This is a genomic window from Agrobacterium sp. 10T429, assembly GCF_056393925.1.
This window is the reverse complement of sequence record NZ_JBFTGV010000001.1, coordinates 720,044-746,700: the sequence shown is the minus strand read 5'-3', so window position 1 is coordinate 746,700 and position 26,657 is coordinate 720,044. Positions and strand designations below refer to the sequence as shown.

Below are 26,657 nucleotides of genomic sequence, written 5' to 3'. Positions count from 1 at the left end.
CCTCCTCCTCGTCCTATTTCAGTGGCAGCAAGACGCGGCCTTGGGCTCGTCCTCGTACTGGTCGTGCCGGCGCACCCAATCCATTACACCCTCTTCATTACGGCCTTTTGGCACCAGATCGAGCAGCATCAATGTACCGAGCGTCTCTTCCATGCCGCGGGCATAGGCGGAATAGCTATGGTAAATCCTGCCGTCCTCGCCCTTGGCGAAAATGCTGACGCCGTGCAGGTCCTTCAGGTCGCCCATCGGCTCGATCTCACGGTAATTGTAGGTGATCGCCCCGCTCTCGATATCCTCATCACGGAAGGAGGCCTGATAATCATAGTTGAAGTCGCTGCCGTTGGCCGAGACCCAAGGGAATTTCCAGCCCATGCGTTTTTTATAGGCCTCGATCTTTTCGAGCGGTGCGCGCGAGACCGCAACGAAACCCGCATCGCCGTGCTTCAGGTGAACCATCGCACCATCGACATGGTCGGCGAAAAAGGAACAGCCGGTGCAGCCCTCCTCCCAGTCGGGCGCCAGCATGAAGTGGTATACGATGAGCTGGCTGCAATTGCCGAAGAGTTCCTTCAGCGATTTCGGGCCGGAAGGCGCGTCGAAAATATAATCTTTCGTCACCTCTTCCCAGGGCAATGCGCGGCGCGCCTCGTTCAGCCTGTCGCGCGCGCGGGTCAATTCCTTTTCCTTCACCAGCAGATCGCGGCGGGCCGCAAGCCACTCCTCATTCGAAACGACGGGATGAGACATGATCTTTCCTCCTTGGATCCGTCTTTCACCACGGCACCGCTCCGCTTCCATGGTGGGCGCCGCCTGTGTCTGCATTGAAAGCCAGGAAAACCGTCAGCAAGGCGACAGGTTCCGCTTGACTAATTACGTTGATATCAACATATATAGTCCATGTCAAACGCCAGCGTGATTCCTTTTTCGGCAACTCTTTTAGTGCGGGACTCCTGTCTTTGCCTGCATGCGCAACGTGCAGCGCGGGCGCTGGCGCGGCTGTTCGATAACGCATTGAAGCCCGTGGGCATCAACAACGGCCAATTTTCCCTGCTGATGTCGCTCAACCGGCCGGAGCCGCCGCCGATGGGGCCGGTCGCCAATCTTCTGGCAATGGACCGCACGACGCTGACGGCAGCGCTGAAGCCACTGGAGCGGCGTGGGCTGGTCAGTATCGAGCAGGACCCGAAGGACAAGCGCGGCAAGCGGCTGCGGCTGACGGTGGAAGGCATGGCCGTACTCACCGCCGCCTTCCCCATCTGGCAACAGACCCACGCCGAAATCGAGGCCCGCATCGGCAGCGGCGACCCCGACCGGCTGCGCCGCGACCTCATTGATCTCGGCTGACGGGAAAGCGGCATATTTCCACGTTTACCCGTGAAAATGTCATCTACCCGTCGTGCCGGACGGCGAAACTAACGAGGAAGACGCAACAAGGGAGGAAACCATGCGTGTTATCGTTTTTGTAAAGGCCACCCGCAGCAGCGAGGATGGCATAATGCCGACCACCGAACTGATGGAAGCCATGGGCAAGTTCAACGAGGAACTGGTCAATGCCGGCATCATGCTTTCCGGTGATGGCCTCCACCCTTCCTCCAAAGGCAAGAGAGTTGTTTTCGACGGTGACAGCCGTAGCGTGATCGACGGCCCCTTCCCGCACACCAACGAGCTGGTTGCCGGCTTTTGGCTCTGGAAGGTGAAGGACATGGATGAGGCCGTGGAGTGGGTGAAGCGTTGCCCCAACCCGATGCTGGAGCGCAGCGAAATCGAAATCCGCCCGATGTTCGAAATGGAGGATTTCGGCGACGCGGTGACACCTGAAATCGCCGAACATGTGGAAAAACTGCGCGAGCGCGTGGCAAAACAGTAAGGGCGCCGCGCTTGAGGGCTGGAGAATGCGGGTCGCCGTATTCTCCGGCACCACCCTCCTCTTCAAAAGCCATTGCCTCGAACCCCTGCCGCTGTTAATTGTTGGACGGTTGAAACCGTATCAAGAAAGGAGGCTTCGCATGGATATTTCCTGCTTCTGGCGCAACCGCCAGATCTGCCACCTTTTTGCCCTGCAGACGCGTTTGCAGGGCTGACCGGAACACCAAAACTCTGGTTTGCCCAAAAGGCCGCGCAGAATGCAGCTTGTCTGCCGTTGCGCATGTTTTCACGACGGATCACCTCGAACCGATATTCCGTACTGCATTGTCGCAGACCACGGTTCGTCACAGATCCGTTTTGCCAGAGACAATTTCATGACCCTTATCACGCTTCGAAACCTCGGAATCATTCTGGGAACGCCGCTTTTTTCCAATCTTGGCCTCACCGTGAATGCCGGAGACCGCATCGGCATCGTCGCTGCGAATGGCCACGGCAAATCCACCCTGCTGAATTGCCTTGCCGGTGAACTGGACGCTACCAGCGGTGATATCACCCGGCTGCGCGGGCTGACGCAGTCCATCGTCCACCAGCACCTGCCCTCCCCGCTTTTGGAAAAGACGATGCGGGACACCGTACTTTCCGCCCTGCCGGCGGATGAGATCGACAATGAGAGCTGGCGCGCCGACATTATTCTTGATGCCATGCTGGTGCCGGAACCCTATCGTCATCGCCATTTGAAAGAGCTGAGCGGTGGCTGGCAGCGACTTGCCATGCTGGCGCGGGCGTGGATCACCGAGCCTGACGTTCTCCTGCTCGATGAGCCGACCAACCATCTCGACCTCGAAAAAATCAACGTGCTGGAAAGCTGGCTCGGTCAATTGCCGCGCGACACGGCGGTCGTCATCGTCAGCCATGACCGCGCCTTTCTCGACAATGTCACGAAGACCACGCTGTTCCTGCGGCCGGAAAATTCGGCACTGTTCCGGCTGCCTTACGGCCATGCGCGCACGGCACTCGAAGAGGAGGATGCCGCCGATGAGCGGCGTTTCCAGCGCGACATGAAAACCGCGCAGCAATTGCGCCGGCAGGCCGCCAAGCTAAACAATATCGGCATCAATTCGGGCAGCGATCTTCTGACTGTCAAAACCAAGCAATTGCGCCAGCGTGCCGAGAAACTGGAGGAGAATGCGCGCCCAGCACATAGCGAGCGCTCCGCCGGCAAGATCCAGCTCGCCAATCGCGGTACGCACGCCAAGGTTCTGGTCACTCTGGAGGATGTGCCGGTCTCGACGCCGGACGGGACATTGCTGTTTCGCACCGGCCGGCAATTTGTCCACCAGGGCGACCGCATCGTCATTCTCGGCCGCAACGGCGTCGGCAAGACGCGGCTGATCTCGCTTCTGAAAGCGGCGGTGATGGATGAAGGCCAAATACAGGACGGCATAAAGGCCACGCGTTCGCTGGTGGCCGGATATGTCGACCAGTCGCTTGCCGAAATCGACGACGACAGCACGCCATTTGCGCTCATGACCCGCCGATTCGACATTGGCGACCAGCGCATACACGGCCTGCTTGCGGGTGCCGGTATCGACATGGAAATGCAGAAACGTCGGATCGCAACGCTTTCCGGCGGCCAGAAGGCGCGGCTCGCCATGCTGGCGCTGCGGTTGGCGGAACCGAATTTCTACCTGCTGGACGAGCCCACCAACCATCTTGATATAGATGGGCAGGAAGCGCTTGAGGCGGAAATCATCAACCGTTCGGCCAGTTGCGTCTTCGTCTCGCATGACAGGAGTTTCGTGCGGGCGGTCGGAACACGTTTCTGGCTGATCGACAAGCGCAGGCTGGTGGAAGTCGACGATCCCGAAGCGTTTTTCGCGTCGGCGTGAGGCCCGTCAAACGGGCTGAGAGTAAAACAAGCGAAACGCCCGTCAGCCCAACAGGCTGGCGAGGCGTGGATCACCGGAAAAATCCGCGACCGCAAACCCTGTTCTGCGCATCGGAAATTCGCACAGTGCCTGCACCCCGGTCTTCGACAGGCGGATGCGCCAGCTCATCCGTTCCACCGGCATTTTTTCGGCAAAGGCTTTCGGCGACAGCACCGCGATATTGAGGCCGCCTGCGGGATCGCGCACCGAGCGGTAGAGGATCGCCTCGATCTTCGCCAGACGCGCCTGCTCGGCCAGCGCCTGGCATGGCTCGTAATTCTGCAGGTTGGTCCACAGCGCCTCGTCCCGGTTCAATTCCGGTTGCGTCAGGTCCAGCGCCGCATCGGTGGCGATACGGGCGGCAAAGGCGGAATAGTCGGCGGGATTGGCAGGCAGCGGTGTGCCGGGAGATTCCGCATAAAACAGCAGCCGGTAGAAGGCCATTTCGGCAAGCGCGGTTTCCACCTTGGCTGCGGCGTAATAAACGCCTTCGGTAAAGCCAGCCCGGCGGAAACGCGAGCCATGTGGATAGGCCGCACCATACCGGAAGGGCGTGGCAAGAAGATAATCGAGCCCGGCGCATTCCGGCGGAAAGGGCCGCTTGCTCGCCTCCAGAATATCTTCCAGCAGCGATTGCTCCTCCACCGTATCCACCAGCTTCATGGTGGAAACCTGATGCTGCGCTTCCACCAGCCGCCAGTATTTTCCCGATGCGGCGCGCTTTTCAGACAGGAGCGCGTCGGGCGTCCAGATAGGAGAGGACATCGATCAATCCGGTAATGGTGGTGAGCCTCTCGGCAGGCACGGCGTTAAGCGCCGTATTGTGATTGCGCAGCCAGTTTTTGGCTACCGCCTCGTCGCCGCCGGCGATTGCATCCAGCGAACGGAAAACCCGGATCAGCAGCACCGCAAGCTCGAAAGACTTGGCGCCCGGCTCCAGCAGGAAATCGAGCCGCTTCATACGCGACACCGTCGGGGCGGAAACACCGAGAATATCCGCGGTGCGGGCGGCATTAAGGCCCAGCCGCTCGGCAGCGGTCATAACGGCCTTGGTGACGACCCTGCCGTGCGAAGCAGGATCCATGGCGGTCTTGGCGTGAATATTCATGGCATATATCCTTTCCCTAGAAAGAATATAGCACTTTTATTTCCATAAACAAGAAGGCCGGGGATTAACCCGGCCTTGCTGCTGGAACTTGCTGGATCAGGCCACAGAGACCGGCACTTCCGTGGAGGTGCGCATGGCGTGGCTGTAAGGGCACACGATGTGGGCGGCGGCTACCAGTTCTTCTGCCTTTTCGCGCTCAAGACCGGGAATGTTGACCTTCAGCGACACTTCGATGCCGAAGCCGGTGCCATCTTCGCGCGGACCGATGCCAACGGTTGCCGTCACAGTCGTGTCTTCAGGAATCTTTACCTTCTGCTTGCCGGCGACAGCCTTCAAGGCGCCGAGGAAGCAGGCGGAATAACCGGCTGCGAAAAGCTGCTCCGGATTGGTGCCGCGGGCGCCATCGCCGCCGAGTTCCTTCGGAACGGTCAGCGTTACGTCGAGCACGCCGTCTTCCGACTTGGCGTTGCCGGCGCGGCCACCGGTGGCGGATGCTTTGGTCGTGTAGAGAATAGGCATGGCATTTACTCCCGTTGGGTTGGTGTTGGGTTTCTTATAATGCGCAATTCAATTGTGCGCAATATAATTTTGCACATTGAATAAAAAATTGTTTTTTGCGATAATTTCACGAAATTTCGCCGCGCATCCATGTGGCAGGAACCGAAAGGCAGGGCTGATTGTTCCCTTCCCGGTTGATTTTTGGAGCAGAACAATGGGCGCAGAGAGCGACGACACCAATTTGGAAAGCCTGTTGAGGCTGGACCAGCAGATATGCTTTGCCCTTTACGGCGCGGCGCACGCTTTCACCCGCGCCTATAAGCCGCTGCTGGACCCGATCGGCCTGACCTATCCGCAATATCTGGTCATGATGGCTCTGTGGGAAAAGGAAACCTCCACCGTGAAGGCACTCGGTGAAATGCTGGGCCTCGATTCGGGCACGCTTTCGCCGTTGCTGAAAAGGCTGGAACATGCCGGGCTGATCACCCGCAAACGCGGAACTGTTGACGAGCGGCAGGTGCTGGTGGCCGTAACGCCCAAGGGCGCCGATCTCAAAAAGGAGGGCGTGAAGATCATGGCGGCAATCGGCGACGCCACGGGCTGCGGGCTGGAGGAACTGGTGCAGCTGCGGGACCAGGTGAATGCGCTTAAAGATGGGCTTGCGAGGAGCTAACCCCTGAAAAACCAGGGGTCATAAAGCATCTGTTAACCACTTCCCGATAAAGTTGCATTTATATTTTATGCAGCTAAAATGACTTATGGCTGCGTTCCAGCCCCAGAAGCCGATGAAGGCATTTTGCGGCAGATTTCAAAAGGCATGGCGATGGCTTTTATCTCTGCAAATTCAATGGCGCTGACCATTCTCAATCAAACTTTTTCAGTGACAAAAATATCGAGCAAAGATGCCGCAAGCTCGATACTCGCGATGGTATCCGGAGGCCAGCAAAGAACTGCACAGGCCATTGAGACGATTTCGACGCTCGCTTCGCAGGCTACCAAAGCAAAGCTGGAAACCGTCGCAAAAAAAGAAACCGTCTCCGCCGCCATTCCGCAGGCGACGATGAGCGCCATGAACGCCGCCGCCACGAATATGATGTCGTCCTATTACGTCAATCCGATTGAGCGCACGGCGGAAAATGCGGAGTTCATCGTAACGAACCTGATCATCCAAGCATCAAGAGCCAGTCCACGCTATGATCCCGAAATCATATTACCGCCGCGTGAAGAATATAATGCTCAGTATGCTGAATGGGGTGCAAAACGCATCGCGAATGGCGAAGATGAAACTGTTGTTAAAAAGCAGGTCGAGCATTTCACCAGTGATCGCGCCTATGAGGCTCGCGTCGAATTGGCAGCACTCAGAAAAGCAAACAATGGCTATTACTGCGCAGTATCACGCCAAGATATGTATTATAGCGAAAGAGCTTTGAAGGAATTTTTCGGTTCCGCTATGGCTCTTAAACTTGGAGAAAACGGCCAAGTATCCGTGACACCAGGCGTTATATACTATGATAATGGACGGAAAATGATTGAATACAAAGAAAACGGTGAGTTGGAAATATTTGATTCAAATGGAAATGTCACAAAGAAATATAAAAAGTCAGAGCTTCAATCCTAATAAATTTAATAAGGCTCCGCCGCTTGTCCCGGCGGAGCCGTTCGCATCATGCATACACGCCAAACTCAAACATAGAACTATTTAAAGAGGCTGATGACACCCCGTTCAAAATAACTTCAACATCGCCCACAGTTATACTTGCGTACCCGGTTGAATTATCGATGATCGTTAAATCGCTGAATTCATCGGCAATGGCGTTATGAAAACGTAGCTTATCAACGCCGATTTGAAAGTCTTCAACCAAACTCGAAGCGCCAATTGTTACGAACTGGAAAGTATCCGCACCCGCGTCACCCCAGAGAATGTCCCTACCAGAACCGCCATCAAGCAGATCATCGTTATCTCCACCATGTAGCTCATCATTTCCCGCACCGCCGCGCAACTGGTCATTTCCGGTTCCGCCAAAAAGCTTATCGGCGCCGTCTCCACCGCTAAGCTGGTCGCTTCCGGGTCCGCCGTAAAGAGTGTCATCGCCAGCATCGCCGGACAGATTGTCGTTACCACCCTGACCATCAAGATAGTCATTTCCGGCGCCACCGAACAACCAGTCATTGCCAGCGGCATTCAATTGCGCCGGCCAGGGATTTACCGCGGTCGTATCACCGTACAACGTGTCGTCTCCGGCGTTGCCAAAGAGCAGATCGTCACCGCCGTCGCCTTCGACCCTTTCCCCAAGCTGACTACCGACGAATATATTGCTGTTCTCGCGGCCATAGATCGTCACGCCGGGCGACATGTATGTGACGCTCGAAAAATCTGCCATTCCAGCGAAATAGACTGGTTTTACCGGCCAGGAGGTGGCGCTGTTAAACTCGATACGTTCCACGCTGTCCAAGCCATTGTGGTCGATCATCACGGCAGTCCAGGAGTAATAATACTTGGGAGCGACGTAAATCGTGTCTACACCCGCGCCGCCATAAAATTTTTCCCATCCGTTTCGAACACCACCCAGAGTGCCGGTCTCGCTGCCGCCCAGCTGAAATACGTCGTTTCTCGCCACACCATAGCGATCACCGTAAAAGATTTCGTAGGGGCTAGTACCGACCTGCCAACTATTTGAGAGATAAAGAGTCATGCCATTCACTCCTCGATGAACGACAGCGATATTAGAATGATTGCAATGCAGGAAATTCATTTCGAAAATACTTATGAATACCGAAACATATTATAGTATAAAATCAAAAAAAGTCACGGAATTTCTAAATATACTACAGAATTGATTATTAACATTAAAAACAATATCGATATATTAGAAATAAATAATGGCCACAACATGCTTCATGTTGCAGCCATTATTCGCCAGTTCATTTAGCGGATGCCTATCAGAGCTTCCAGTCAGACCTACTGCCAAACAACCACACGCGCCTTCTGCGGCACGCGGTCATAGAGGTCGATGACGTCCTGGTTCATCAGGCGTACGCAGCCGGAAGAGACGGCCTTGCCGATGGAGTTCCATTCCGGCGATCCATGGAGGCGGTAAAGCGTGTCCTTGCCGTTCTGGAAGATATAGAGCGCGCGGGCACCGAGCGGGTTTTTCAGGCCCGGTGGCATGCCGCCGTTCTTGGAAGAATATTTGACCAGTTCCGGCTGGCGGGCGACCATTTCGTCCGGCGGGGTCCATTTCGGCCATTTCTGGCGCCACTGGATGACGCCTTCGCCGGACCAGGCGAAACCATCGCGGCCGATGCCGACGCCGTAACGCATGGCGCTGCCGCCCTGCTCCACGACATAGAGGAAACGCGAGCGCGTATCCACGACGACGGTGCCGGGGCGTTCGCCGGTCGGATCGACTACGCGCTGACGATAATAACGCCGGTCGATCTTCTGGTAGGGAACCGCGGGAATGACGTAACCGCCATCCTCGACCGAACCGTACATGACGGCCAGTTCCGCATCGCTAACGCCCGACGAGAACATCTGGCGGAAATCGCTGCCGATGCTGCTCGCCTGCTGGCGAATGGCTTCACCCGTGCCGGAAGAAGCGCAGCCCGCCAGCAACGAAGCGGAGGAAATACCCAGAAGGGAAAGGAAAGTGCGTCTGGAAAGATCTGTGTCGGTGCTTGTCATAAGGCCGGATTGTCCCACATTTCGAACGGCTATATCGCCGTTGTACATCGTTTGTTCCACGTACACAGGCGTATTGCGAAAATAGTTAACCGACCGCTAAAAGCCAGCCAGAAGGCGCTGGGGGAACCCCACGATGCAGCGCTTTCTTTTAGAAAGTGGTCAGATAACCACAATCTGTGCGCCCTTCGGTACGCGCTCGTAGAGGTCGATCACATCCTGATTGAGCATGCGCACGCAGCCGGACGAAGTTGCCTTGCCGACGGACTGCCAGTCGGGCGTTCCGTGCACGCGGTAAAGCGTGTCCTTGCCGTCCTTGAAAATGTAAAGGGCACGCGCGCCGAGCGGGTTGTTGAGACCCGGCGTCATGCCGCCATTGGCGGCGGAAATGGAGGTGAGTTCCGGCTGGCGCCTGACCATTTCGTCGGGCGGCGTCCAGCGCGGCCATTTCGCCTTCCACTGGATCTTGCCGCGACCCGACCAGGCGTAACCGTCGCGCCCGAGGCCAACGCCATACCGGATAGCCTTGCCGCCCGGCTGCACCAGATAGAGAAAATGCTGCTTTGTATCCACGACGATTGTACCCGGCGCTTCCGCCGTCTGGTAGCTCACCTCCTGCCGGAGATAACGCGGATCGATGCGACCATAGGGAATGGCCGGCAGGGACCGGTCGTCATCGCGGATCGGGCCATACATGACCCGGTGCAGCGGATTGGAGACCGGAAGCCCATAGGCCATCGCCTGACCCTGCGCCTGCGGCACATTCAATCCCTGCACCTGCGGCGCGCTCAGGCCCTGCCCGCGCACCGGCGGACCGTATTCCTGATGGAAGCGGGTTCTGAACAGATCCGGCGGGCGCGTGGAAAGCTGACCCGGCTGTGGTGGCAGTTCCGGCTGGCGATTGGAGCTTACGGAATTGAAATTGAACACCGGCGCCGTTTCCTGAACGAAGACGTCCGGGTTCATCCGGCTCGTATCCGTCACGAAAAGGCAGCCGCTCAGGAAAGGCAGCAGCGCAATGACCGCCAGCGAGGCCGCCCGGCGGCAGTTTTTCAATAGGAGTGCTGTCATCTGAACCGCTTCATGAAACCAAGTTTGAAGGCATGATGCATTGCGCGGCTGGCGCGAGGCTGGTGTGTGCCTTTCAAAAAAAATCGGAAAAGCGCATTTTTGCCCTTGAACCTCTAGTTGCTAGAGGTGCCAGATTGGCTGTCGAGTGGAATTCAGGAGCTAGAACCATGAATATTTCGACACGCGGCAGTTTGAACGGGGAATCAGGAGACCTGACCTTCACGGTCGGCGGCATGGATTGCGGCAGCTGTGCGGCGAAGATCGAAACGGCGCTCTCCCGCCTGCCCGGCGTTGCCGACGTCAAGGTCTCCGTTGCGCGCGAAAGGCTGAACCTTTCGCTGGCGGAAGACAAAACGTCGGTCGCAAAAATCGAGGATACGCTGCGCAAACTTGGCTTCAAGCCCGCTTTGCTGCCGCAGGACAAGGCTCCGCGCGAAAAGATTGCGGCGGAACATCACGATCATGGGCATGATCATGACCATTCATCGTGCGGTGGTCATCACCATGCGGAAGCAGCACCGAGCATCGAGCAGAAAAATGCCCTGACCTTCTCTGTCGGCGGCATGGATTGCGCCAGCTGCGCGGCCAAGATCGAAACCGCGCTCTCGCGTCTGCCCGGTGTTGCCGACGTCAAGGTATCCGTTGCGCGCGAAAGGCTGAACCTTTCTCTGGCAGACAACAAAACCCCGGTCGACAAGATCGAGGACACGCTGCGCAAGCTCGGCTTCAAGCCTGCCTTGCTGCCGCAGGAAAAAACCGCACTCGGCAAGGTCGAAGAACATAATCACGATCATGCGGACGACCACGACCATGGATCATGCGGCGGTCATCACGGCCATGATCACGATCACAAACATGATCATTCAGGCCACGACCATTCGGGCCACGACCATTCGAGCCATGACCACGCCGACCACGACCACTCAAGCTGCGGCGGCCACCATCATGACGATGCGAAGCACGCGCATAGCCACGGGAGCGTTGAAAACGTCGCGCAGAGCGCCGACATAGGCCACGCCCATGGCGCGGATGAAAAAGGCGTGTGGTGGCGCACGGCCAAGGCGCGCAACACCTTCACCGGCACCATTCTCGTGGCCGTTGCCTATGCGGCGGAGCTCGGCTTCCCGGCATGGGGCAGTTACGCCTTCATCGTCGCAACGCTGGTCACGCTGTTTCCCATTGCGCGCAACGCCTTCAACGCCGCGCGTTTCGGGGCGATCTTCACCATCGAGATGCTGATGACGATTGCCGCCATCGGCGCCATCATCATTGGCGAGGCGGAAGAAGCGGCGATCGTCGTGCTGCTGTTCTCCGTTGGCGAGTTGCTGGAAGGCTTTGCCGCCGCACGTGCCCGCTCGGGCATCAAGGCTCTCGGTTCCCTGCTGCCAAAAACGGCACTGGTGGAAGAAAACGGTACGCTTCGGCAGGTGGCCGCCGATAAGGTTCGCATCGGACAGGTGGTCGTGGCGCGTCCGGGCGACCGCATTGCCGCCGATGGCGTGGTGATGGAAGGCGAATCCAGCGTCGACGAATCGCCGATGACCGGCGAGAGCATTCCGGTCGCCAAGGAAAAAGGCGCACGCGTCTTTGCGGGTTCGATCAACCATGACGGTTCGCTGCGCATTCGGGTCGACCGCGCGCCGGAAGACAACACCATTGCCCGCATCATCACGCTCGTTGAAGAAGCACAGGACGCCCGCGCCCCGACCGAGCGCTTTATCCAGAACTTCTCGCGTTACTACATGCCGCTGATCGTCGCGATTTCCGCACTTACCATCGTCGTGCCGCCGCTTGTGGGCCTTGGCGATTGGGACACCTGGATTTATCGCGGTCTCGCCCTGCTTCTGATCGGTTGCCCCTGCGCACTCGTCATTTCCGTTCCCGCTGCCATCGCCTCCAGCCTTTCGGCTGCGGCACGGCACGGTATGTTGGTGAAGGGCGGTGCGGTTATCGAGATGCTGGCACGCACCGAAACCGTGGCCTTCGACAAGACCGGCACGCTGACGCTCGGCGAACCTGTCGTGACGGATGTGGTGGCTCTTGACGGCAACGAGGCCGGGCTGATCGCGCAAGCCGCGACCATCGAGAACGAGTCCAGCCATCCGCTTGCCAGAGCCATCGTCAACCATGCCAACAAGGCAGGCGTAACTCCCCTGCCCGGCTCGGAGATCAAGGCGATTTCCGGTCGTGGCATGCAGGGCACCGTCGGCGGCAAGCGCCTGTTCATCGGCGCGCCGCGTTTTGCAACCGAAGTCGGGACCGTATCGACGGAACTTGCAGAGCGCATTTCCGCACTGGAAAGCGAAGGCAAGACCGTGGCCGTCGTCATGGCCGAGGGTGCGGCAAGCGGTCTCTTCGCCATGCGCGACGAGCCGCGCAAGGATGCGGCAGAAGGCATCAAGGCATTGAAGGAGATGGGTATTTCCTCGCTTATGCTGTCTGGCGACAATGCCCGCACGGCAAAGGCAATCGGCAACAAGCTGGGACTTGAAGCGCGCGGCGAACTCCTGCCGCAGAACAAGGTCGAGGAAATCCGCAAGCTTGCCCAGAAGAAAACCGTGGTGATGGTGGGCGACGGCATCAACGATGCGCCCGCCCTCGCGGCTGCAAGCGTCGGTGTCGCCATCGGCTCGGGCACGGATGTGGCGATGGAAGCGGCGGATGCAGCGCTGATGCGCAACAATGTCGGCGATGCTGCCCGCCTGATCGGCCTATCGCGCGCCACCATGCGCAATATCCACCAGAACGTAACGATCGCGCTCGGCCTGAAGGCGGTATTCCTGGTAACAACGGTTACCGGCCTCTCCGGCCTGTGGCTCGCTGTCTTCGCCGACACCGGCGCTACGGTTCTCGTCACCGCCAATGCCATGCGGCTGCTCGGCTACTTCAAGAAGAGCGCCTGACTTTACGAGAGGGCCGAAAGCTGCAAAGCGGTTTTCGGCCCTTTTTTATGCAAATTCGTTGAAAAAGCGGATGCTTTCCGTCACGGCGCCCGGCACCACCCCGTTGTGTGTGCCGGGCAGCAGTTTTTTGTCGACCTTGAATCCCGAATACACGGCGCGGTCGACGAAAAGCTGGTGATCGGCGTCGAACGGGCGCTCCTCCGTGCCGCGCAGCAACAGCGCCGGGCATTTGAGGCTGGGGCCGAAACAGACCGAAGAGCGCATGATGAATTCCCGCTCGTCGGTTTCGTCGAAACAGAGTTCGTCCGAATAGCGGTTGAAGTAACGCCATGAATTGACGCCCGCCGAAATCGGCGCGGCGGCACGGAATTTGCGGCTCATGGCGGCCAAAAGCGTCAGCGTGCCGCCATTGGAATGGCCCGCAATGAAGAAGCGTTTCCTGTCGATACCGGGTAGGCTTTCCAGATAGGTCGCCGCCGCCAGCGCATCCGCTGTTTCGTCGTAGAAACCGGAATAATTGCCGTTCTGGCCGTTTTCGCCCCGGAAGGACGGCAAAAGCACCACGAAACCCGCCTCCCAATAGGGCTTCATCATCGCCCAATGGCCGTCACCGGTGGCGTTGCCGCCGTGCAGGAAAAGCACCGCGGGTTTGAGTACCGTCGAGGGCTGATAATGGGAAAGCCAGGCCACAAGCTCGATCGAACCATCCGGCCCTCCACGATAGGTGACCCTTTCCGCGCCCGGCGGTGTGCCGAGCGGCGATGATTTTTCCGGAGCGGACATTTTGCGCAGCAAATGGGTATGGAACCGTTTACGCGCCTCGCCGTAATCCTGCTTTTCCAGCGGCAGCACCTCGGGCGTGGGAATGCCCGCTTTCGCACCTGCGGGCAGAAGTGCCGCTGCTGACAGGCCCATGGCACCCACAAGCAGATTGCGCCGCGTCAGGCTCCTTAAGGTCGCGCCGCTTTCTTCCTGTCCGAATGCTGAGGAGAGAAAGCGTTTATCTGGCATATGCGCACCTGAGTGATCAAAACATTAGAAGCAGTTCAGCACTGCGGCGAGAGGCTGTCCAATCACGGATTCGCGAATGACAACAATGTATTCGCAGCCATCATGGCATTTTCTGGACAAAACATTCCCTTACTCCTGGGCTTGTCACAGGAATCCAGTCGACGCGCATCGGCTCGGCGGGAAGAGTCCCATCAGCCCAAGAACTTGGGCTGGCTGGATCCCTGTGACGAGCACAGGGATGAGGGAGGTAGCGGGGACCCCTACCCATCAACGCCATCGATCATAGCCACAAGCGTCGCCAGGCGATCCGCCTCCGCCGGGAGTTTGTCGGCGCGAAGCCTCGCAATGCGTGGAAACCGCATGGCAACGCCGGATTTGTGGCGGTTGGAACGGTTGATGCCCTCGAAAGCCACCTCGAGCACGAAACCGAAATCCGGCGTGGCGCGCACCGCGCGCACGGGCCCGAAACGCTCGACGGTATTGTCGCGCACGAACTTGTCGAGCACTTCCAGCTCCGCATCGGTAAAACCGAAATAGGCCTTGCCAACCGGCACCAGCTGTTCACCATCCTCCCCTTCCGCCCATACGCCGAAGGTGAAATCGGAATAATAACTCGAGCGTTTGCCATGGCCGCGCTGCGCATACATCATGACAGCATCGATATTGTAGGGATCGCGTTTCCACTTGAACCACGGTCCCTTGGCCCGGCCGGCCTGGTAGGCGCTGTCGCGGCGCTTGATCATGACGCCTTCGATCACCGGATCGGGCGGCGCGGCGCGCAGCGTATTCAGCTCGTCCCATGTTGAAAAACCGATGAGCGGAGACAGGTCGAAGCGGTCATGCGGGGCATGTTCGATGATATCCGACAGGCGGCCACGGCGTTCTAGATAGGTCTGCGCGCGAATGTCGCTCTCACCATCGAACAGCAGGTCGTAGGCGCGGATGAAGGCCGGATAGTCATCCTGCATCTTGGCCGTCACCGTCTTGCGGTTCAGCCGTTGTTGAAGGTCGGAAAAGGTGCGCGTGAGATTGTTGGAGCGCGCCGTGCCGCCAATCAGCAATTCACCATCCATCACGCCTTCAAAATCGATGGCATCGAGCACGTCGGGAAATGCGCCGGAAATATCGTCGCCGGAACGGGAGTAGAGTTTGCGCGTCTCGCCTGCGCGGGAAAGCTGCACACGGATGCCGTCCCATTTCCACTCGGCAGCATAATCGGCAGGGTCCAGACCATCGAGATCGCCGTCTGCAACCGGGGTGGCCAGCATTACCGAGTGAAAGATGGCGGGCGTCGCCAGAACCGGCCGCTCGGACTTGCCCTCGAGCCAGGCGAAAAGCGTCGTGTAAGGCGGCGTCAGACCGTGCCAGAGGGTTTCGATTTCGATGATGTCCTTATCCGCGAAATCCGCCAGTGCCTGCCGCGCCAGCCGCGCCGAAACGCCGATGCGAAGGCTGCCGGTTGCGAGTTTCAGGAAGGCGAAACGCGAGGAGGTATCGAGCCGGTCGAGCAGATCGCGCACCGCTCCGCGCACTTCGGTGCGGCCGAGCGAATTCATCAGCGTCACGACTTCGCCAAGACGGGGATCCTGCGCCTCGGAATCATCCAGACCGCCGATATTGCCCCAGACGAGCGAGATGGTCTCGGCCAGGTCGCCGACATAATCGTATGAATAGCGGAACAGCACCTCGTCCATGCGCTCCAGCACCAGCTCGCGCAGCATTGCGGGCTTGACGCTTTTGAGGTCCAGCGTGCCGGCAATCGCCGCCAGACCGTACCCCCGGTCTGGGTCAGGCGTATCACGGAAATAATCGGTCAAAAGCTTCAGCTTGCCGTTGCGCGATGGGGTGAGGACAAGTCGGTCGAGAAGGGTGGCGAAGGCTTTCATCTCAATCCCCCTCGTCTTCGTAACCGACAAGATGCAGCGGTTTGGCAGCAATGCCCTGCAATTCGCACCAGCGCACCAGCGCCTCCTCGCGACCATGCGTGACCCAGACGGCCTGCGGGCCAATTTCCTTGATGGTTTCCAGCAGTTCCGGCCAGTCGCAGTGGTCGGAGATGACCAAAGGCAGCTCCACGCCGCCCTGTTTCGCCCGCTGTCGGACCATCATCCAGCCGGACGCGAATGCGATCAGCGGCTCGTTGAAACGGCGCGCCCAGCGCTCCTGAAATGCAGAGGGCGGGCCGACGACGATCGCGCCCTTGAAGATGGCGGGATCGCTTTTTTCAAGCGTCGCGGGGCGTAGATCACCTAGATCGATGCCCTGCGACACGTAATAATCGCAAAGCCGCGCCAGCGCGCCGTGGATATAGATGGGATCGGCATAACCATTGTCGCGCAGGAGCCTGATAACGCGCTGCGCTTTGCCGAGTGAATAAGCGCCGACCAGATGGGTGCGCTCGGGAAACTGCTTGATGGAGGTGAGCAGCTTGCCGATTTCCACCCGCGGCAGCGGGTGGTGAAACACCGGCAACCCGAAGGTGGCCTCGGTGATGAAGACATCACACGGCACCGTTTCGAAGGGTGTACAAGTGGGATCGATACCGCGCTTGTAATCGCCGGAGGCAACGATGCGCATGCCGTTCATTTCCACGGAGATCTGCGCCGAACCCAGCACATGGCCCGCCGGGTGGAAACCGACGGTCACGCCGTTTACCTCCACCGCCTCCCCGAATGCGACCGCCTGCTCGCTGCCGCAGAAGTCCTCGCCGTAACGGATGCGCATGATATCGAGCGTCTGGCGTGTAGCCAGCACCGCCCCGTGGCCGGCGCGGGCATGATCGGAATGGCCGTGGGTTATCAACGCGCGCGCCACCGGCCGCACCGGGTCGATATAAAAATCGCCCGGCGGGCAATAAAGACCCTTGGGCGTGGAGTTCAGGAGCTGTTCCGGCTTCATATTCATTGAGATAGGGCCGCCCGCGCGAATTTAAAGTGCTGCGAGCATAACGCGGAACGGGCGTTAAATTTCCAGGGGTGCGGTTTTGTTTTCGCGCTCAGAGGTCGCGGGTATATTGGAAAGGCCCGGAACCATCCCTCATCCTTGTGCTTCTCACAGGGATGAGGGAAGAGCTAGTTGCCGGAGGAAGGCACAGCTCGAGTTCACCGCGCCTTATAGGGACAGCCGCCCCTACTCCCCCGCACTTTCCGCCGGCTTGGCCGCCTGTGCTGCGGCTGGCAACCGGACCGGTTTCAGCATCAGTGCTGCGGCAAGGCCGATGGCGGCGGTTGCGGCGGCTGCGAAGAACAGCGGCGTGAAGGCATCCGAATAGAGCGAGGCAACGGCGGCCTGGGATGCCGCGGGCAGTTCGGAGAGCATCTTCGGCGTCAATTCCTCAATCCGTCCAACACCCGGAATGGTCACGTCAACGCCCTTGAGGCTGGAGGTGACGATCGCGCCATAGACCGAGATGGCTATTGCTGCGCCGCCCATGCGGGTGAGCGTCACCGCGCCGCTTGCGGCACCGATATCGGCCTTCGGCGCGGAATTCTGCACGCCGATAATGGGTGCCTGCTGGCCGAGGCCGACAGCGAAACCCTGCGCCAGCATGAGAATCGCAATCAGCCAAAGCGGCGTTCCCGCATGCATCTGCGTGAAGAGCAGCATGGCGATGACATTGATAGTGAGCCCGGCCACCGAAAACGGCTTGTAGACGCCGGTGATCGAGATCAACCGCCCGGCCGACAGGGAACCCATGACGATGCCGCCGGTGACGGCGATGAAGAACAGGCCGGCATGGGATGGGGAAAGCCCGGTCGTGGTCTGCAGGAACAGCGCGTAATAATTGACCATGCCGATGCCAATGCCGCCGCTGGTCAATGAAACGATCATCAACAGCGGAAAGGTGCTGTCCTTGAAGAGCCTGAGCGGCACCACGGGTTCCGGCGCGCGACGTTCCACTTGCACCCAGAGGAATGCGGCGATGACGGCGAAAGCGATAATACCGAGGCTGGGACCTGCAATAAGCGAACCGAACAATTCGCTGCTGTCGGCCCAGAAGACGACGCTTGCGATCGTCGCTGCCAGCAAGACGGCGCCGAGATAGTCGATCTTCGGCTGACGCGCGGGACGGCGGTAGGGCAGCAGGAAAATCAGGCCGGTGATGACGATAAGCCCGAGTGGCAGGTTGATGAGGAAGATCGACCGCCAGCCGAACAGATCGCTCATCGTGCCGCCGAGAATGGGCCCGACGCTGCCCGACGCCATGATGGTGAGGCTGGAATAGCTCTGGTAACGGGCTCTTTCACGCGGTTCGAACAGATCGGCATTGACGGAGAAGATCGAAACCATGATGCCGCCGCCGCCAAGGCCCTGAAGCACGCGGGCCGCGATCAGGCTATCCATCGACCAGGCCAGCCCGCAAGCGAGCGAGCCGAGCGTGAAGATGATAACCGCCGCGATCATCACGTATTTTCGCCCGAACAGGTCTCCGAGCTTGCCATAAACAGGCATGACGGCGCTGGTGGCCAGAAGATAGGCCGAACCGATCCAGCCGAAACGCTCCAGCGCGCCGAACTCGCCGACGATGGTGGGCAGCGCTGTCGAGACGATCTGGTTGTCGAGGGTAGCCATGAACATGGCCAGCATCAGAAACAGAAAAACGATGAGCCTACGCCGGTGATCCGACACAAGCGGCGCCACGGGGGCAACGGACATATCCATGAAAAATCTCGTTGAGTTTCGGCAATTTTGCTGCGACAATTTGTGTGCTATTAGCATATATATGTCAATGGCAAGTTTTTGACATCCATGATATTGGCGCTAAATGTGATCGCAAATCGGGATTGAAAGGAACGGCTGAGCGTGTCGACTGAGGAAGACTGGAACGAGGATCTGCCCGAAGACATCAAGCGCATCGGCAATACGATGACGCGTATGCGCATCATGATCGGACGGCGCATCATCGGGCGCATGGCGCTTGCCAAGGTGGCTCCGGGTCTGGAACTCTCCCATATCGACGTTCTCGATATATTGCGCCGCGCGGACGGTGATGTCACCGTTGGTGCGATTGCCGAGGGCATGCGCATCGACCCCTCGCGCGGCAGCCGGGTGGTGGCGGATATGGTCGGGCGCGGCCTGTTGAAACGCGGCGTCTCGCAGGAGGATGCCCGCCGCAGCATCGTTGAGATCACACCACTTGGCACCAGTCTGCTGCAGGAAATGCGCCGGACCAAGATGAGCGTCATCCAGGATGTGATGGATGGATGGCCGGAGGAGGATGTCGAGACATTCGCGCGGCTTTTCGATCGGTTCATCGACCGTTTCGAGGCCCGGCTGTCACCGGATACAGACCTCCTGACGGATCAGAAAAAATCATAGTTGACCCTGACATCCACAACTTCACTTTAAAAGGACGAGACCTTAACGTGCCGCCATCGAAAAGGTAAAAGGGTGACTTCGATGTTGACGATCTATGGTGTCTACCGTTCCCGCGCCACGCGCACGCTCTGGCTTGCCGGGGAACTGGGCATGGAATTCAAGCACGTGCCTGTCGTGCAGGCCCGCCGCGTTGCCGATCCCCTGGCCGCAGACGCGCCGCTCAACACGCTGTCCCCCGCGTTTCTGGCCATCAATCCGATGGGCACCATCCCCTGCATCGAAGATGACGGCATGGTGCTTTATGAATCCATGGCCATCAACCTTTATCTCGTCCGCAAATATGGCGGACCGCTCGCACCGGTCGACCTGAAGGAAGATGCGGCGATGCTGCAATGGTCGTTCTTTGCAGCGACCGAAATCGAGACCAATTCGCTGAAGATTTCCTCCGCCATCGCCGAAGGGCTTTCGGAAAGCGATGCCGGCAAAGCGGTGATCGATGTCGCCGCGCGCCTTTTGAGGCGGCCCTTCCGGGTGCTGGAGCAACATCTTGCCAGCCACGATTATCTGGTAGGCGACCGTTTCACCGTCGCCGATCTCAACGTGGCGGAGATCGTCCGTTACGCGCAGGGCCACCAGCCGCTGTTTGACGCCCATCCGGCGCTGAAAGCCTGGCTGGAGCGCTGCCAGGCCCGCACGGCATTCAAGTCCATGTGGGACAGCCGGGCCGCCGAGGCGGCGTGAACGAAGGCACTAGCTAGGGGATGGTTGGCAGACCTCTCTTCGCACTCGACGTCATCCTCGGGACAAGCCCGAGGATGACGAAGCAAGCTTTTTAGCACATCACCCCTTCTCACCCGCCAGCGCCCGCTGCACGGCCGGGCGCTCGTTCATGCGCCTGAAGTGATCATGCACCTTCGGGAAGCGGGCGATATCCACGCCGTCGCTTTCCAGCCAGCCGGACATGACGAATAGATAGGGATCGGCGACCGAATAGGCGGTGCCCAAGACCCACGGGCCGTGCAGCATGCCGTGCTCGATCAGTTCGAAACAATCGGTCATGGTCTGCGGCACCTTCGCTTTCATATCCGCCAGGGAACTATCCTCGCTCGCCCAGCGGCTGCCGCGCCGGCCATGCGCATGGGCGACATGCACCGTGGAGGAAATGAAGGCGTTGAAGGCTTGCATCAGGGCGAATTCGAAGGGATCGTCGAGTGGGGCGAGTTTCTTCTCCGGAGCCATCTGCGCAATGAAGGCGAGGATGGCAGGCGTTTCCGTCAGCACCCCGCTTGCCGTTGCCAGCGCTGGCACGCGGCCTTTCGGGTTGATCTTCAGGAATGCCTCGGAGCGCTGCTCGCCCTCGGCGAAGTTGACGCGATGGGCCGTGTAAGGCAGGCCGGATTCCTCAAGCACGATATGGCTGGCGCGGGAGCAGGAACCGGGGGAGAAAAACAGTGTGAACATGGATATGCAACCTCCAGGGCAATGAGGGGCGCCCACCTCCTCGCGTGGAGACGCCAGCCCCTGCGGCGGCGATCTGGCAGACCATCAGATGTAAGGGCAATCCATCATCCTGCCGGCAGCGGGCCGCGTCAAAGGTTATTTCTGAAGCGTGTCGCGTTTAACCGAAGGCATACCGCGCGCCTTATTTTTTGTCTTAAGCCGCTGCGCAGTTTTACAGGAGATGCCTCTAGAGGCCGACAACCCGGATATCGCCGACGTGGATGCCGTTCCAGTTGCGCATCTGCCGGTTTGCCATGGCAAGCAGCGCCTCGTTCTCGGCGCCATCGAAATATTTCGCCAGCATTGCGGCAATCATCGCTTCCGCCGCACGCGTCGTGCCGTCTTCGCATTTCACCGCCATGGCGATGCCCTTTTCCGGCAGTGCGGCCACGAACACGCCTTCTGCGCCGGTCTTGGCGAAAATCCTGCCCGGCGCGATCTGCATCAGCCTGGTGCAGGTGCGGCCGGTGCCCGCCACGTAAAAGGGTTCCGCCATGCAGGCGTCAAAGAGCCGGCGGGAGGCTTGCGCGCGCCCGGCCTCCAGCCCCCTGCCCGTCGCCATCTTGGCAAAACCATGCGCCAGACCCTTGAGCGGCACGGCATAAGTGGGGATCGAGCAACCGTCCACGCCGCAATTGTCATGGCCAAGCGTCGCACCCGTCAGGCTTTCCATAGTCGCGCGGATTTCCCGCTGCAGGGGGTGGTCGTAACCGACATAGCCCTTGGGGTCGGTGCCTGTGTGACAGCAGGCGCAGATGAAGCCGGAGTGCTTGCCGGAGCAGTTATTGTGAAGCGCCGTCGGCTTTTCCAGCGTGCGGGCCTGATGGATGATGGTCTTCTGGTCGGAAGACCAGTGCGCGCCGCATTCCAGCGTATCCACATCCCTGCCTGCCCTTGCGAGCATGGAGGCGGCGAGCGCCGCGTGTTCGTCCTCGCCGGAATGGGAAGAGCAGGCAAGCGCCAGTTCGCGATTGCCGAAGCCATAGGCATCCGCCGCGCCGCTTTCCACCAGCGGCAGCGCCTGCATGGCCTTGCAGGCAGAACGCGGGAAGACGCCACGCTCGACATCACCAGCTGAAAACACGACGCCACCATCGCCATCCACCACCACTGCAAGACCCTGGTGGCGGCTTTCGACCAGACTGCCCCTGAGGACTTCGACGGTAACGGAATTGTTCATTTTTGCGGCCTCAAAAAGTTCTGATTTTATGTCGTTGATAGCGCAATTGATTTTTCGATGCACGAGGCTATCAGTGAAATTTGCAAAACGTCTGCTGCTGGCGATTGCCATCATCTATCTGCTGCCAGCTCTGGCATCGGCGGGGTTGTGGGCCATGAGGGATCACCCGCAGGGCTGGCGTGACGCGCGCTGGTCTTCTTCCGGCACCCTGCCGCAAGCAGGTGCCGACCGGCAGGCGGCGGTTTACGTTTTTTCCGCCATGACCGGTGGCTTTAAAGGCTCCGTCGCCAGCCATGCCTGGATCGTGCTGAAAAAGCCGGGCGCGACGGCCTACGATCGCTACGACAAGGTGGGCTGGGGAATGCCGATACGCCACAATGGCTATCCGGCGGATGCCTATTGGTATTCCAACACGCCGCGTCAGGTGGTGGCCATTCATGGGGCGGCAGCGGAAAAACTGATCCCGAAGATCGAACAGGCGATTGCCGACTATCCCTATGGCAAACCGGGCGGCTATCGTATCTATCCCGGTCCCAACTCCAACACTTTCGTTGCCCATGTGCTGCGCAGCGTGCCGGAGCTCGGTGTGGTTCTGCCATCAGACGCGGTGGGCCGCGACTATCTGCCCAACGGCGCGTTTTACCACGTCGCCGACGACTGGAAGGATGCTAGCCTCTCGCTTGGCGGGTTGTTCGGTATTTCGGCGGGCGCACGCAGTGGCTTCGAGGTCAATTTCCTCGGCCTGGTCGCGGGCTTCGATTTCAGCCGGCCCGGCGTGAAGATACCGGGACTTGGCTATTTCGGAGTGGCGGGTATCCGCGCGTAAAGTCGGGTCAGGTCTCAGCGGCCTGTGCTGCGCGTTTGGCGCGGATGCTCTGGGCAATAAAAACACGCGACAGGCCGTGATAGAGCGGCTCCCGGGAGAAAAGCCGGGAGGTTAGATATCCCAGCATCGATGCCACCATGATGGGGATGACGCCGTCATGATTGCCGGTCATTTCGAGGATGATCACGAAAGCCGTCATGGGGGCCTGCACCACGCCCGCGAAATATCCCGCCATGCCGACAATGGCGCCAAGGCCGATGCTCGTACCCAGCAAAGTCGCCATCGTACTGCCAAAGCCCGCGCCCACGGACAGCGACGGCGCGAATATACCGCCCGGAATGCCCGACATCATCGCCAGAAACGTGGCCGCCAGCTTTTCGATGAAGAAGAATGCCGGTGCGGCCTGGCCCTCGATTGCGGCGCGCGCCTGTTCGTAACCCGTTCCGAAGGTCGCGCCATCAGTTGCAATACCGATGACGGCGGAGGCAAGGCCGCAGGCGGCGGCAACCGCCAGCATGCGCCTTGGCGGCATGGCCTGGGCGAAGCGCCGGATGCGCGCGGACAGGCGCAGCGCCCCCGCGCTGAACAGCGCGCCGAACGCACCGCCGCCAATGCCGCAGACCAGCACGAGCAGCCAGTCCATCATGGTTTTCGCCATGACGGAACTGGTGCCAAAGTAAGTATAGCTGCCGACCAGCGCCAGCGAGGCAAGGCCGGACAGGATGACGGCGGTAAGGACGAGGCCGTTTGCCCGGGATTCGTAGGTCTTGCTCATTTCCTCGATGGCAAACACGATGCCGGCCAGCGGTGTGTTGAACGCTGCCGCAATACCCGCCGCTGATCCGGCAAGAATAAGACCTTTTGCCTGTGCCATGCCGCCCCAGCGCGCCGCCTGAAGCATGATCGAGGCCCCGACTTGCACGGTTGGTCCCTCTCTCCCGATCGACGCACCGGACAAAAGCCCGACGACCGTCAGCAAGACCTTGCCGAAAGCGAGTTTCAGCGACAGGAGCCGCGAACGATCCGCATCGTCACGTAGGTGCCGCGCGGCGATGGCCTGGGGAATGCCGCTGCCGCCAGCATTGGGAAAAACCGTCAGCGCCAGCCAGGCGCACAGCGTGAAACCGAGCGGCGTCACGACAAGCGGCAGCAGAAACGCCCATTCGCCGGAAGATGTTGCCGAGAAGAAAAGATGCTGGGCGCGATCCGCCGCCCAGGCAAACCCGACGCTGATGATGCCGACTGCAAGCGCGCCGATCCAGAAAACCGCCCTCGGCTTCCACACCCGCCATGAACCCCACACAACACGGGAACGGCGGAGCATCTTCAGCTTTTTGTAGTCGACGGGCATGGGGATCCAGATCGGTGATTTCAGTTATTGTCGGGCGGGAGGCCCTTTTATCGGCCTGCCAGCCGGCGATTGCAAGTTTTGCATTTGACTCGTTGCGACAGATGGCAGAAGCTGCGCATCGCAAATGCAACGCATGGAGAGAAAAGATGAAAACCGCAACTTTGCCTTCGCTGCGTGTAACGGCGGATTTCCGCGAGGCGGCAGAAAGCGTTCTGAAAGACGGCGAGACGCTATCGTCATTTGTCGAGGATTCGGTCCGCAGGCAGGTGGAAATCCGCAAATCGCAGGCGGAATTCATTGCGCGCGGGCTGGCGTCGCTCGAACAAGCGGAGCGCACCGGTGTCTATTATAGCACCGACGATGTTCTTTCGATGATGCAAAGAAAACTCGATGCTGCGAAAGCCGCGAAACGGAAATGACATATCAGCTTCGTTATACCGAAGAAGCACTGGCGGATTTCGATCGCATCTATGATTTTCTGATCGCATACGACATCAATGTGGCCGAGAAGGCCATTCACGCCATAAGAGCAGGATTAGACATTCTCAGCGATTTTCCCTTCAGTTGCCGTAAGGCATCTTCTGAAAACGGGCTGATACGTGAACTCCTCGTGCCGTTCGGGTCATCCGGCTATATCGTGCTGTTCCGCATCGACGGCCCGGAAACAGTCACCATTGCCGCCGTTCGCCACCAGCGCGAGGACGATTACCATTGATCCTCACCGGTCGCTGACGGCCGCGCGCGGGTTTACCCACGGCTCCTGATTGGAGCGCGGCAGCGGGGTTTTGCCAAGGATGTGGTCCGCCGCCTTTTCGCCCGTCATGATCGACGGGCCGTTCAGATTACCATAGGTCACATGCGGGAAGATCGAGCTGTCGGCGACCCGCAGCCCCTCCACGCCGATCACCCGGCATTCGGGATCAACGACCGCCATGGGGTCGTTCCTGTCGCCCATCCGGCAGGTGCCGCAGGGGTGATAGGCGCTTTCCAGATGTTCGCGCAGGAAGGCGTCGATCTGCTCGTCCGTCTCCACCTTTTCGCCCGGCTGGATTTCCGGCCCGCGAAAATCGTCGAAGGCTTTCTGGCCGAAAATCTCTCGCGTGAGGCGCACGCAATGGCGGAATTTTTCCCAGTCTTCCGGGTGGCTCATATAGTTGAAACGGATGACCGGGTCGTCATGCGGATCGGCGGAACGCAGCGTGACATTGCCGCGCGACTTCGACAGGTTGTAGCCGACATGTGCCTGAAAACCATGGCTTTTCGCAGCAGCCTTGCCATCATAGGAGATGGCGACGGGCAGGAAATGGTACTGGATGTCAGGCTGTTTCAGGCCAGGCGCTGAACGCAGGAAGGCGCAGGCCTCGAACTGGTTGGAGGCCCCTAGCCCGCCTTTCGACAGCAGCCATTGCGCGCCCGCGACCCCCTGCCAGAACCAGGGCAGCCAGGAGTAAAGCGACACCGGCTTGGTGGAGACTTGCTGGAAATAAAACTCCATATGGTCCTGAAGGTTTGCACCCACACCCGGCCGATCCGCCTTAACCTCTATGCCCATGTCCTTCAGATGAGCCGCAGGCCCGATGCCCGAAAGCATCAGCAATTTCGGCGAATTGAAAGACGATGCCGAGACGATGACCTCACGATCGGCCCTGATGGTTTCCACCCCGCCCCTGCGCTCGATTTCGACGCCGACGGCACGGCCGTTCTCGATGACGACCTTGCGGGCGAAGCCATTGACCAGCGTGACATTACCGCGCTTCAGCGCCGGCTTCAGATAGGCATTGGCAGCGGACCAGCGGCGGCCATTATGGATGGTCTGCTCCATCAGGCCGAAACCTTCCTGTTTGGAGCCGTTATAGTCGTCTGTCAGCTCGAAGCCTGCCTGCGCGCCAGCCTGAATGAAGGCGTGGAACAGCGGATTGCTGACCGGCCCGCGCTGAACATGCAGCGGCCCATCCGTGCCGCGCCATCCCTCTTCGCCGCCATGGCTGTGTTCCATGCGCTTGAAGTAAGGCAGCACATCCGCATAGGCCCAGCCATGCGCGCCCAGTTCCTCCCAGCGGTTGAAATCCTCGGCATGGCCGCGCACGTAAACAAGGCCGTTAATGGAGGACGAACCGCCGATGACCTTGCCGCGTGGGGCGGTGATGCGGCGATTGTCGAGGTTCGGTTCGGGTTCGGAGAGATAGCCCCAATTGTAGCGCTTCATGCTCATCGGCCAGGCGAGTGCGGCCGGCATCTGGATGAAAGGCCCGAAATCCGAGCCGCCAGCCTCGATGACAATCACCGAATAACGGCCGTCTTCCGACAGGCGATAGGCGATGGCGGAGCCTGCGGAACCGGAACCGACGATGACGTAATCTGCGTGCATGATTTGCTCTCTCTTCAATGAGCGTTGGTTCCGATTGACGGGCTGA

27 protein-coding genes are annotated in these 26,657 nt (G+C 59.4%); 12 read left to right on the top strand and 15 right to left on the bottom strand.

Translation table 11 applies throughout. The annotated features are described in order from the left end of the window. Positions 1 to 18 precede the first annotated feature (18 nt). Complete coding sequence (locus AC1DCP_RS03615) at positions 19 to 747, bottom strand: DUF899 domain-containing protein (protein ID WP_003511917.1); 729 nt, start codon at positions 745 to 747, stop codon at positions 19 to 21. 150 nt (positions 748 to 897) lie between these two features. Here AC1DCP_RS03615 and AC1DCP_RS03610 point away from each other — a divergent pair, with 150 nt between their 5' ends. The 4 genes from AC1DCP_RS03610 to AC1DCP_RS03595 all read left to right on the top strand — a co-directional run bounded on the left by AC1DCP_RS03610 (position 898) and on the right by AC1DCP_RS03595 (position 3,755). Further along, positions 898 to 1,344 carry a MarR family winged helix-turn-helix transcriptional regulator gene (locus AC1DCP_RS03610; RefSeq protein WP_013635660.1) on the top strand — a complete coding sequence of 149 codons (447 nt, stop codon included), beginning with the start codon at positions 898 to 900 and terminating at the stop codon, positions 1,342 to 1,344. Between the two features lie 100 nt (positions 1,345 to 1,444). Then, a complete protein-coding gene (locus tag AC1DCP_RS03605; RefSeq protein ID WP_038490203.1) occupies positions 1,445 to 1,867 on the top strand; it encodes a YciI family protein in 423 nt (140 codons plus the stop codon). 25 nt (positions 1,868 to 1,892) lie between these two features. Then, positions 1,893 to 2,081 (top strand): hypothetical protein, encoded by a 189-nt coding sequence (locus AC1DCP_RS03600; protein WP_065688089.1) that lies wholly within the window; start codon positions 1,893 to 1,895, stop codon positions 2,079 to 2,081. Positions 2,082 to 2,240: 159 nt separating this feature from the next. Continuing rightward, positions 2,241 to 3,755 (top strand): ABC-F family ATP-binding cassette domain-containing protein, encoded by a 1,515-nt coding sequence (locus AC1DCP_RS03595; RefSeq protein ID WP_065688088.1) that lies wholly within the window; start codon positions 2,241 to 2,243, stop codon positions 3,753 to 3,755. A 42-nt stretch (positions 3,756 to 3,797) separates the two neighbouring features. Here AC1DCP_RS03595 and AC1DCP_RS03590 read toward each other — a convergent pair whose 3' ends face one another. From AC1DCP_RS03590 to AC1DCP_RS03580, 3 genes are all read right to left on the bottom strand, one after another. Then, positions 3,798 to 4,559, bottom strand: coding sequence for an RES family NAD+ phosphorylase (locus AC1DCP_RS03590; RefSeq protein WP_065688087.1), 762 nt, complete (start codon positions 4,557 to 4,559; stop codon positions 3,798 to 3,800). Continuing rightward, positions 4,519 to 4,902, bottom strand: a complete 384-nt coding sequence (locus AC1DCP_RS03585) for an MbcA/ParS/Xre antitoxin family protein (protein WP_065688086.1) — start codon at positions 4,900 to 4,902, stop codon at positions 4,519 to 4,521. Before AC1DCP_RS03585 ends, AC1DCP_RS03590 begins: the two co-directional genes overlap by 41 nt. Before the next feature lie 96 nt (positions 4,903 to 4,998). Continuing rightward, positions 4,999 to 5,421, bottom strand: a complete 423-nt coding sequence (locus tag AC1DCP_RS03580) for an organic hydroperoxide resistance protein (protein ID WP_003511906.1) — start codon at positions 5,419 to 5,421, stop codon at positions 4,999 to 5,001. 193 nt (positions 5,422 to 5,614) lie between these two features. On the opposite strand from AC1DCP_RS03580, the gene AC1DCP_RS03575 reads away from it, so the two are divergent. Both AC1DCP_RS03575 and AC1DCP_RS03570 read left to right on the top strand, forming a co-directional pair. Then, a complete protein-coding gene (locus tag AC1DCP_RS03575) occupies positions 5,615 to 6,073 on the top strand; it encodes a MarR family winged helix-turn-helix transcriptional regulator (RefSeq protein ID WP_038490190.1) in 459 nt (152 codons plus the stop codon). Between the two features lie 78 nt (positions 6,074 to 6,151). Then, positions 6,152 to 7,018 carry a hypothetical protein gene (locus AC1DCP_RS03570; RefSeq protein ID WP_065688085.1) on the top strand — a complete coding sequence of 289 codons (867 nt, stop codon included), beginning with the start codon at positions 6,152 to 6,154 and terminating at the stop codon, positions 7,016 to 7,018. A gap of 46 nt (positions 7,019 to 7,064) precedes the next feature. On the opposite strand, the gene AC1DCP_RS03565 is transcribed toward AC1DCP_RS03570, so the two are convergent. The 3 genes from AC1DCP_RS03565 to AC1DCP_RS03555 form a co-directional block, all read right to left on the bottom strand. Beyond that, positions 7,065 to 8,093: a calcium-binding protein gene (locus tag AC1DCP_RS03565; protein WP_198927933.1), complete on the bottom strand. Its 1,029-nt coding sequence runs from the start codon at positions 8,091 to 8,093 to the stop codon at positions 7,065 to 7,067. Between the two features lie 266 nt (positions 8,094 to 8,359). Beyond that, positions 8,360 to 9,085 (bottom strand): L,D-transpeptidase, encoded by a 726-nt coding sequence (locus AC1DCP_RS03560; RefSeq protein ID WP_013635657.1) that lies wholly within the window; start codon positions 9,083 to 9,085, stop codon positions 8,360 to 8,362. A gap of 159 nt (positions 9,086 to 9,244) precedes the next feature. Beyond that, positions 9,245 to 10,153, bottom strand: coding sequence for a L,D-transpeptidase (locus AC1DCP_RS03555; RefSeq protein ID WP_019564146.1), 909 nt, complete (start codon positions 10,151 to 10,153; stop codon positions 9,245 to 9,247). Between the two features lie 167 nt (positions 10,154 to 10,320). Between AC1DCP_RS03555 and AC1DCP_RS03550 the strand changes: the two genes are divergently transcribed. Next, positions 10,321 to 13,056 (top strand): heavy metal translocating P-type ATPase, encoded by a 2,736-nt coding sequence (locus tag AC1DCP_RS03550; protein WP_025592723.1) that lies wholly within the window; start codon positions 10,321 to 10,323, stop codon positions 13,054 to 13,056. A 45-nt stretch (positions 13,057 to 13,101) separates the two neighbouring features. On the opposite strand, the gene AC1DCP_RS03545 is transcribed toward AC1DCP_RS03550, so the two are convergent. The 4 genes from AC1DCP_RS03545 to AC1DCP_RS03530 form a co-directional block, all read right to left on the bottom strand. Beyond that, entirely contained in the window at positions 13,102 to 14,067 is a 966-nt protein-coding gene (locus AC1DCP_RS03545) for an alpha/beta hydrolase family protein (protein WP_003511897.1), read from the bottom strand. Positions 14,068 to 14,327: 260 nt separating this feature from the next. Further along, positions 14,328 to 15,953: a cisplatin damage response ATP-dependent DNA ligase gene (locus AC1DCP_RS03540; RefSeq protein WP_003511896.1), complete on the bottom strand. Its 1,626-nt coding sequence runs from the start codon at positions 15,951 to 15,953 to the stop codon at positions 14,328 to 14,330. A gap of 1 nt (position 15,954) precedes the next feature. Further along, entirely contained in the window at positions 15,955 to 16,971 is a 1,017-nt protein-coding gene (locus AC1DCP_RS03535; protein ID WP_065688082.1) for a ligase-associated DNA damage response exonuclease, read from the bottom strand. Between the two features lie 225 nt (positions 16,972 to 17,196). After that, a complete protein-coding gene (locus tag AC1DCP_RS03530) occupies positions 17,197 to 18,729 on the bottom strand; it encodes an MDR family MFS transporter (RefSeq protein ID WP_065688081.1) in 1,533 nt (510 codons plus the stop codon). A 141-nt stretch (positions 18,730 to 18,870) separates the two neighbouring features. On the opposite strand from AC1DCP_RS03530, the gene AC1DCP_RS03525 reads away from it, so the two are divergent. Both AC1DCP_RS03525 and AC1DCP_RS03520 read left to right on the top strand, forming a co-directional pair. Next, positions 18,871 to 19,386, top strand: a complete 516-nt coding sequence (locus AC1DCP_RS03525; RefSeq protein ID WP_003511890.1) for a MarR family winged helix-turn-helix transcriptional regulator — start codon at positions 18,871 to 18,873, stop codon at positions 19,384 to 19,386. Positions 19,387 to 19,467: 81 nt separating this feature from the next. After that, on the top strand, positions 19,468 to 20,127 hold the full coding sequence (locus AC1DCP_RS03520; RefSeq protein WP_003511889.1) for a glutathione S-transferase family protein: 660 nt from the start codon (positions 19,468 to 19,470) through the stop codon (positions 20,125 to 20,127). A gap of 99 nt (positions 20,128 to 20,226) precedes the next feature. Here the strand turns inward: AC1DCP_RS03520 and AC1DCP_RS03515 are convergent, their stop codons facing one another. After that, entirely contained in the window at positions 20,227 to 20,847 is a 621-nt protein-coding gene (locus AC1DCP_RS03515; RefSeq protein ID WP_013635651.1) for a glutathione S-transferase family protein, read from the bottom strand. 226 nt (positions 20,848 to 21,073) lie between these two features. Beyond that, a complete protein-coding gene (locus AC1DCP_RS03510; RefSeq protein ID WP_013635650.1) occupies positions 21,074 to 22,066 on the bottom strand; it encodes an asparaginase in 993 nt (330 codons plus the stop codon). Between the two features lie 73 nt (positions 22,067 to 22,139). On the opposite strand from AC1DCP_RS03510, the gene AC1DCP_RS03505 reads away from it, so the two are divergent. Beyond that, complete coding sequence (locus AC1DCP_RS03505) at positions 22,140 to 22,892, top strand: DUF3750 domain-containing protein (protein ID WP_003511884.1); 753 nt, start codon at positions 22,140 to 22,142, stop codon at positions 22,890 to 22,892. Between the two features lie 7 nt (positions 22,893 to 22,899). Here the strand turns inward: AC1DCP_RS03505 and AC1DCP_RS03500 are convergent, their stop codons facing one another. Beyond that, entirely contained in the window at positions 22,900 to 24,243 is a 1,344-nt protein-coding gene (locus AC1DCP_RS03500; protein WP_065688080.1) for a chloride channel protein, read from the bottom strand. Between the two features lie 146 nt (positions 24,244 to 24,389). On the opposite strand from AC1DCP_RS03500, the gene AC1DCP_RS03495 reads away from it, so the two are divergent. Together AC1DCP_RS03495 and AC1DCP_RS03490 are read left to right on the top strand one after the other, a co-directional pair. Then, a complete protein-coding gene (locus AC1DCP_RS03495) occupies positions 24,390 to 24,662 on the top strand; it encodes a YlcI/YnfO family protein (protein ID WP_003511882.1) in 273 nt (90 codons plus the stop codon). Then, positions 24,659 to 24,958 carry a type II toxin-antitoxin system RelE/ParE family toxin gene (locus AC1DCP_RS03490; RefSeq protein ID WP_003511881.1) on the top strand — a complete coding sequence of 100 codons (300 nt, stop codon included), beginning with the start codon at positions 24,659 to 24,661 and terminating at the stop codon, positions 24,956 to 24,958. The genes AC1DCP_RS03495 and AC1DCP_RS03490 overlap by 4 nt, the downstream gene beginning before the upstream one ends. Before the next feature lie 3 nt (positions 24,959 to 24,961). On the opposite strand, the gene betA is transcribed toward AC1DCP_RS03490, so the two are convergent. After that, positions 24,962 to 26,611 carry a choline dehydrogenase gene (betA, locus tag AC1DCP_RS03485; RefSeq protein ID WP_065658185.1) on the bottom strand — a complete coding sequence of 550 codons (1,650 nt, stop codon included), beginning with the start codon at positions 26,609 to 26,611 and terminating at the stop codon, positions 24,962 to 24,964. Between the last annotated feature and the right edge of the window lie 46 nt (positions 26,612 to 26,657).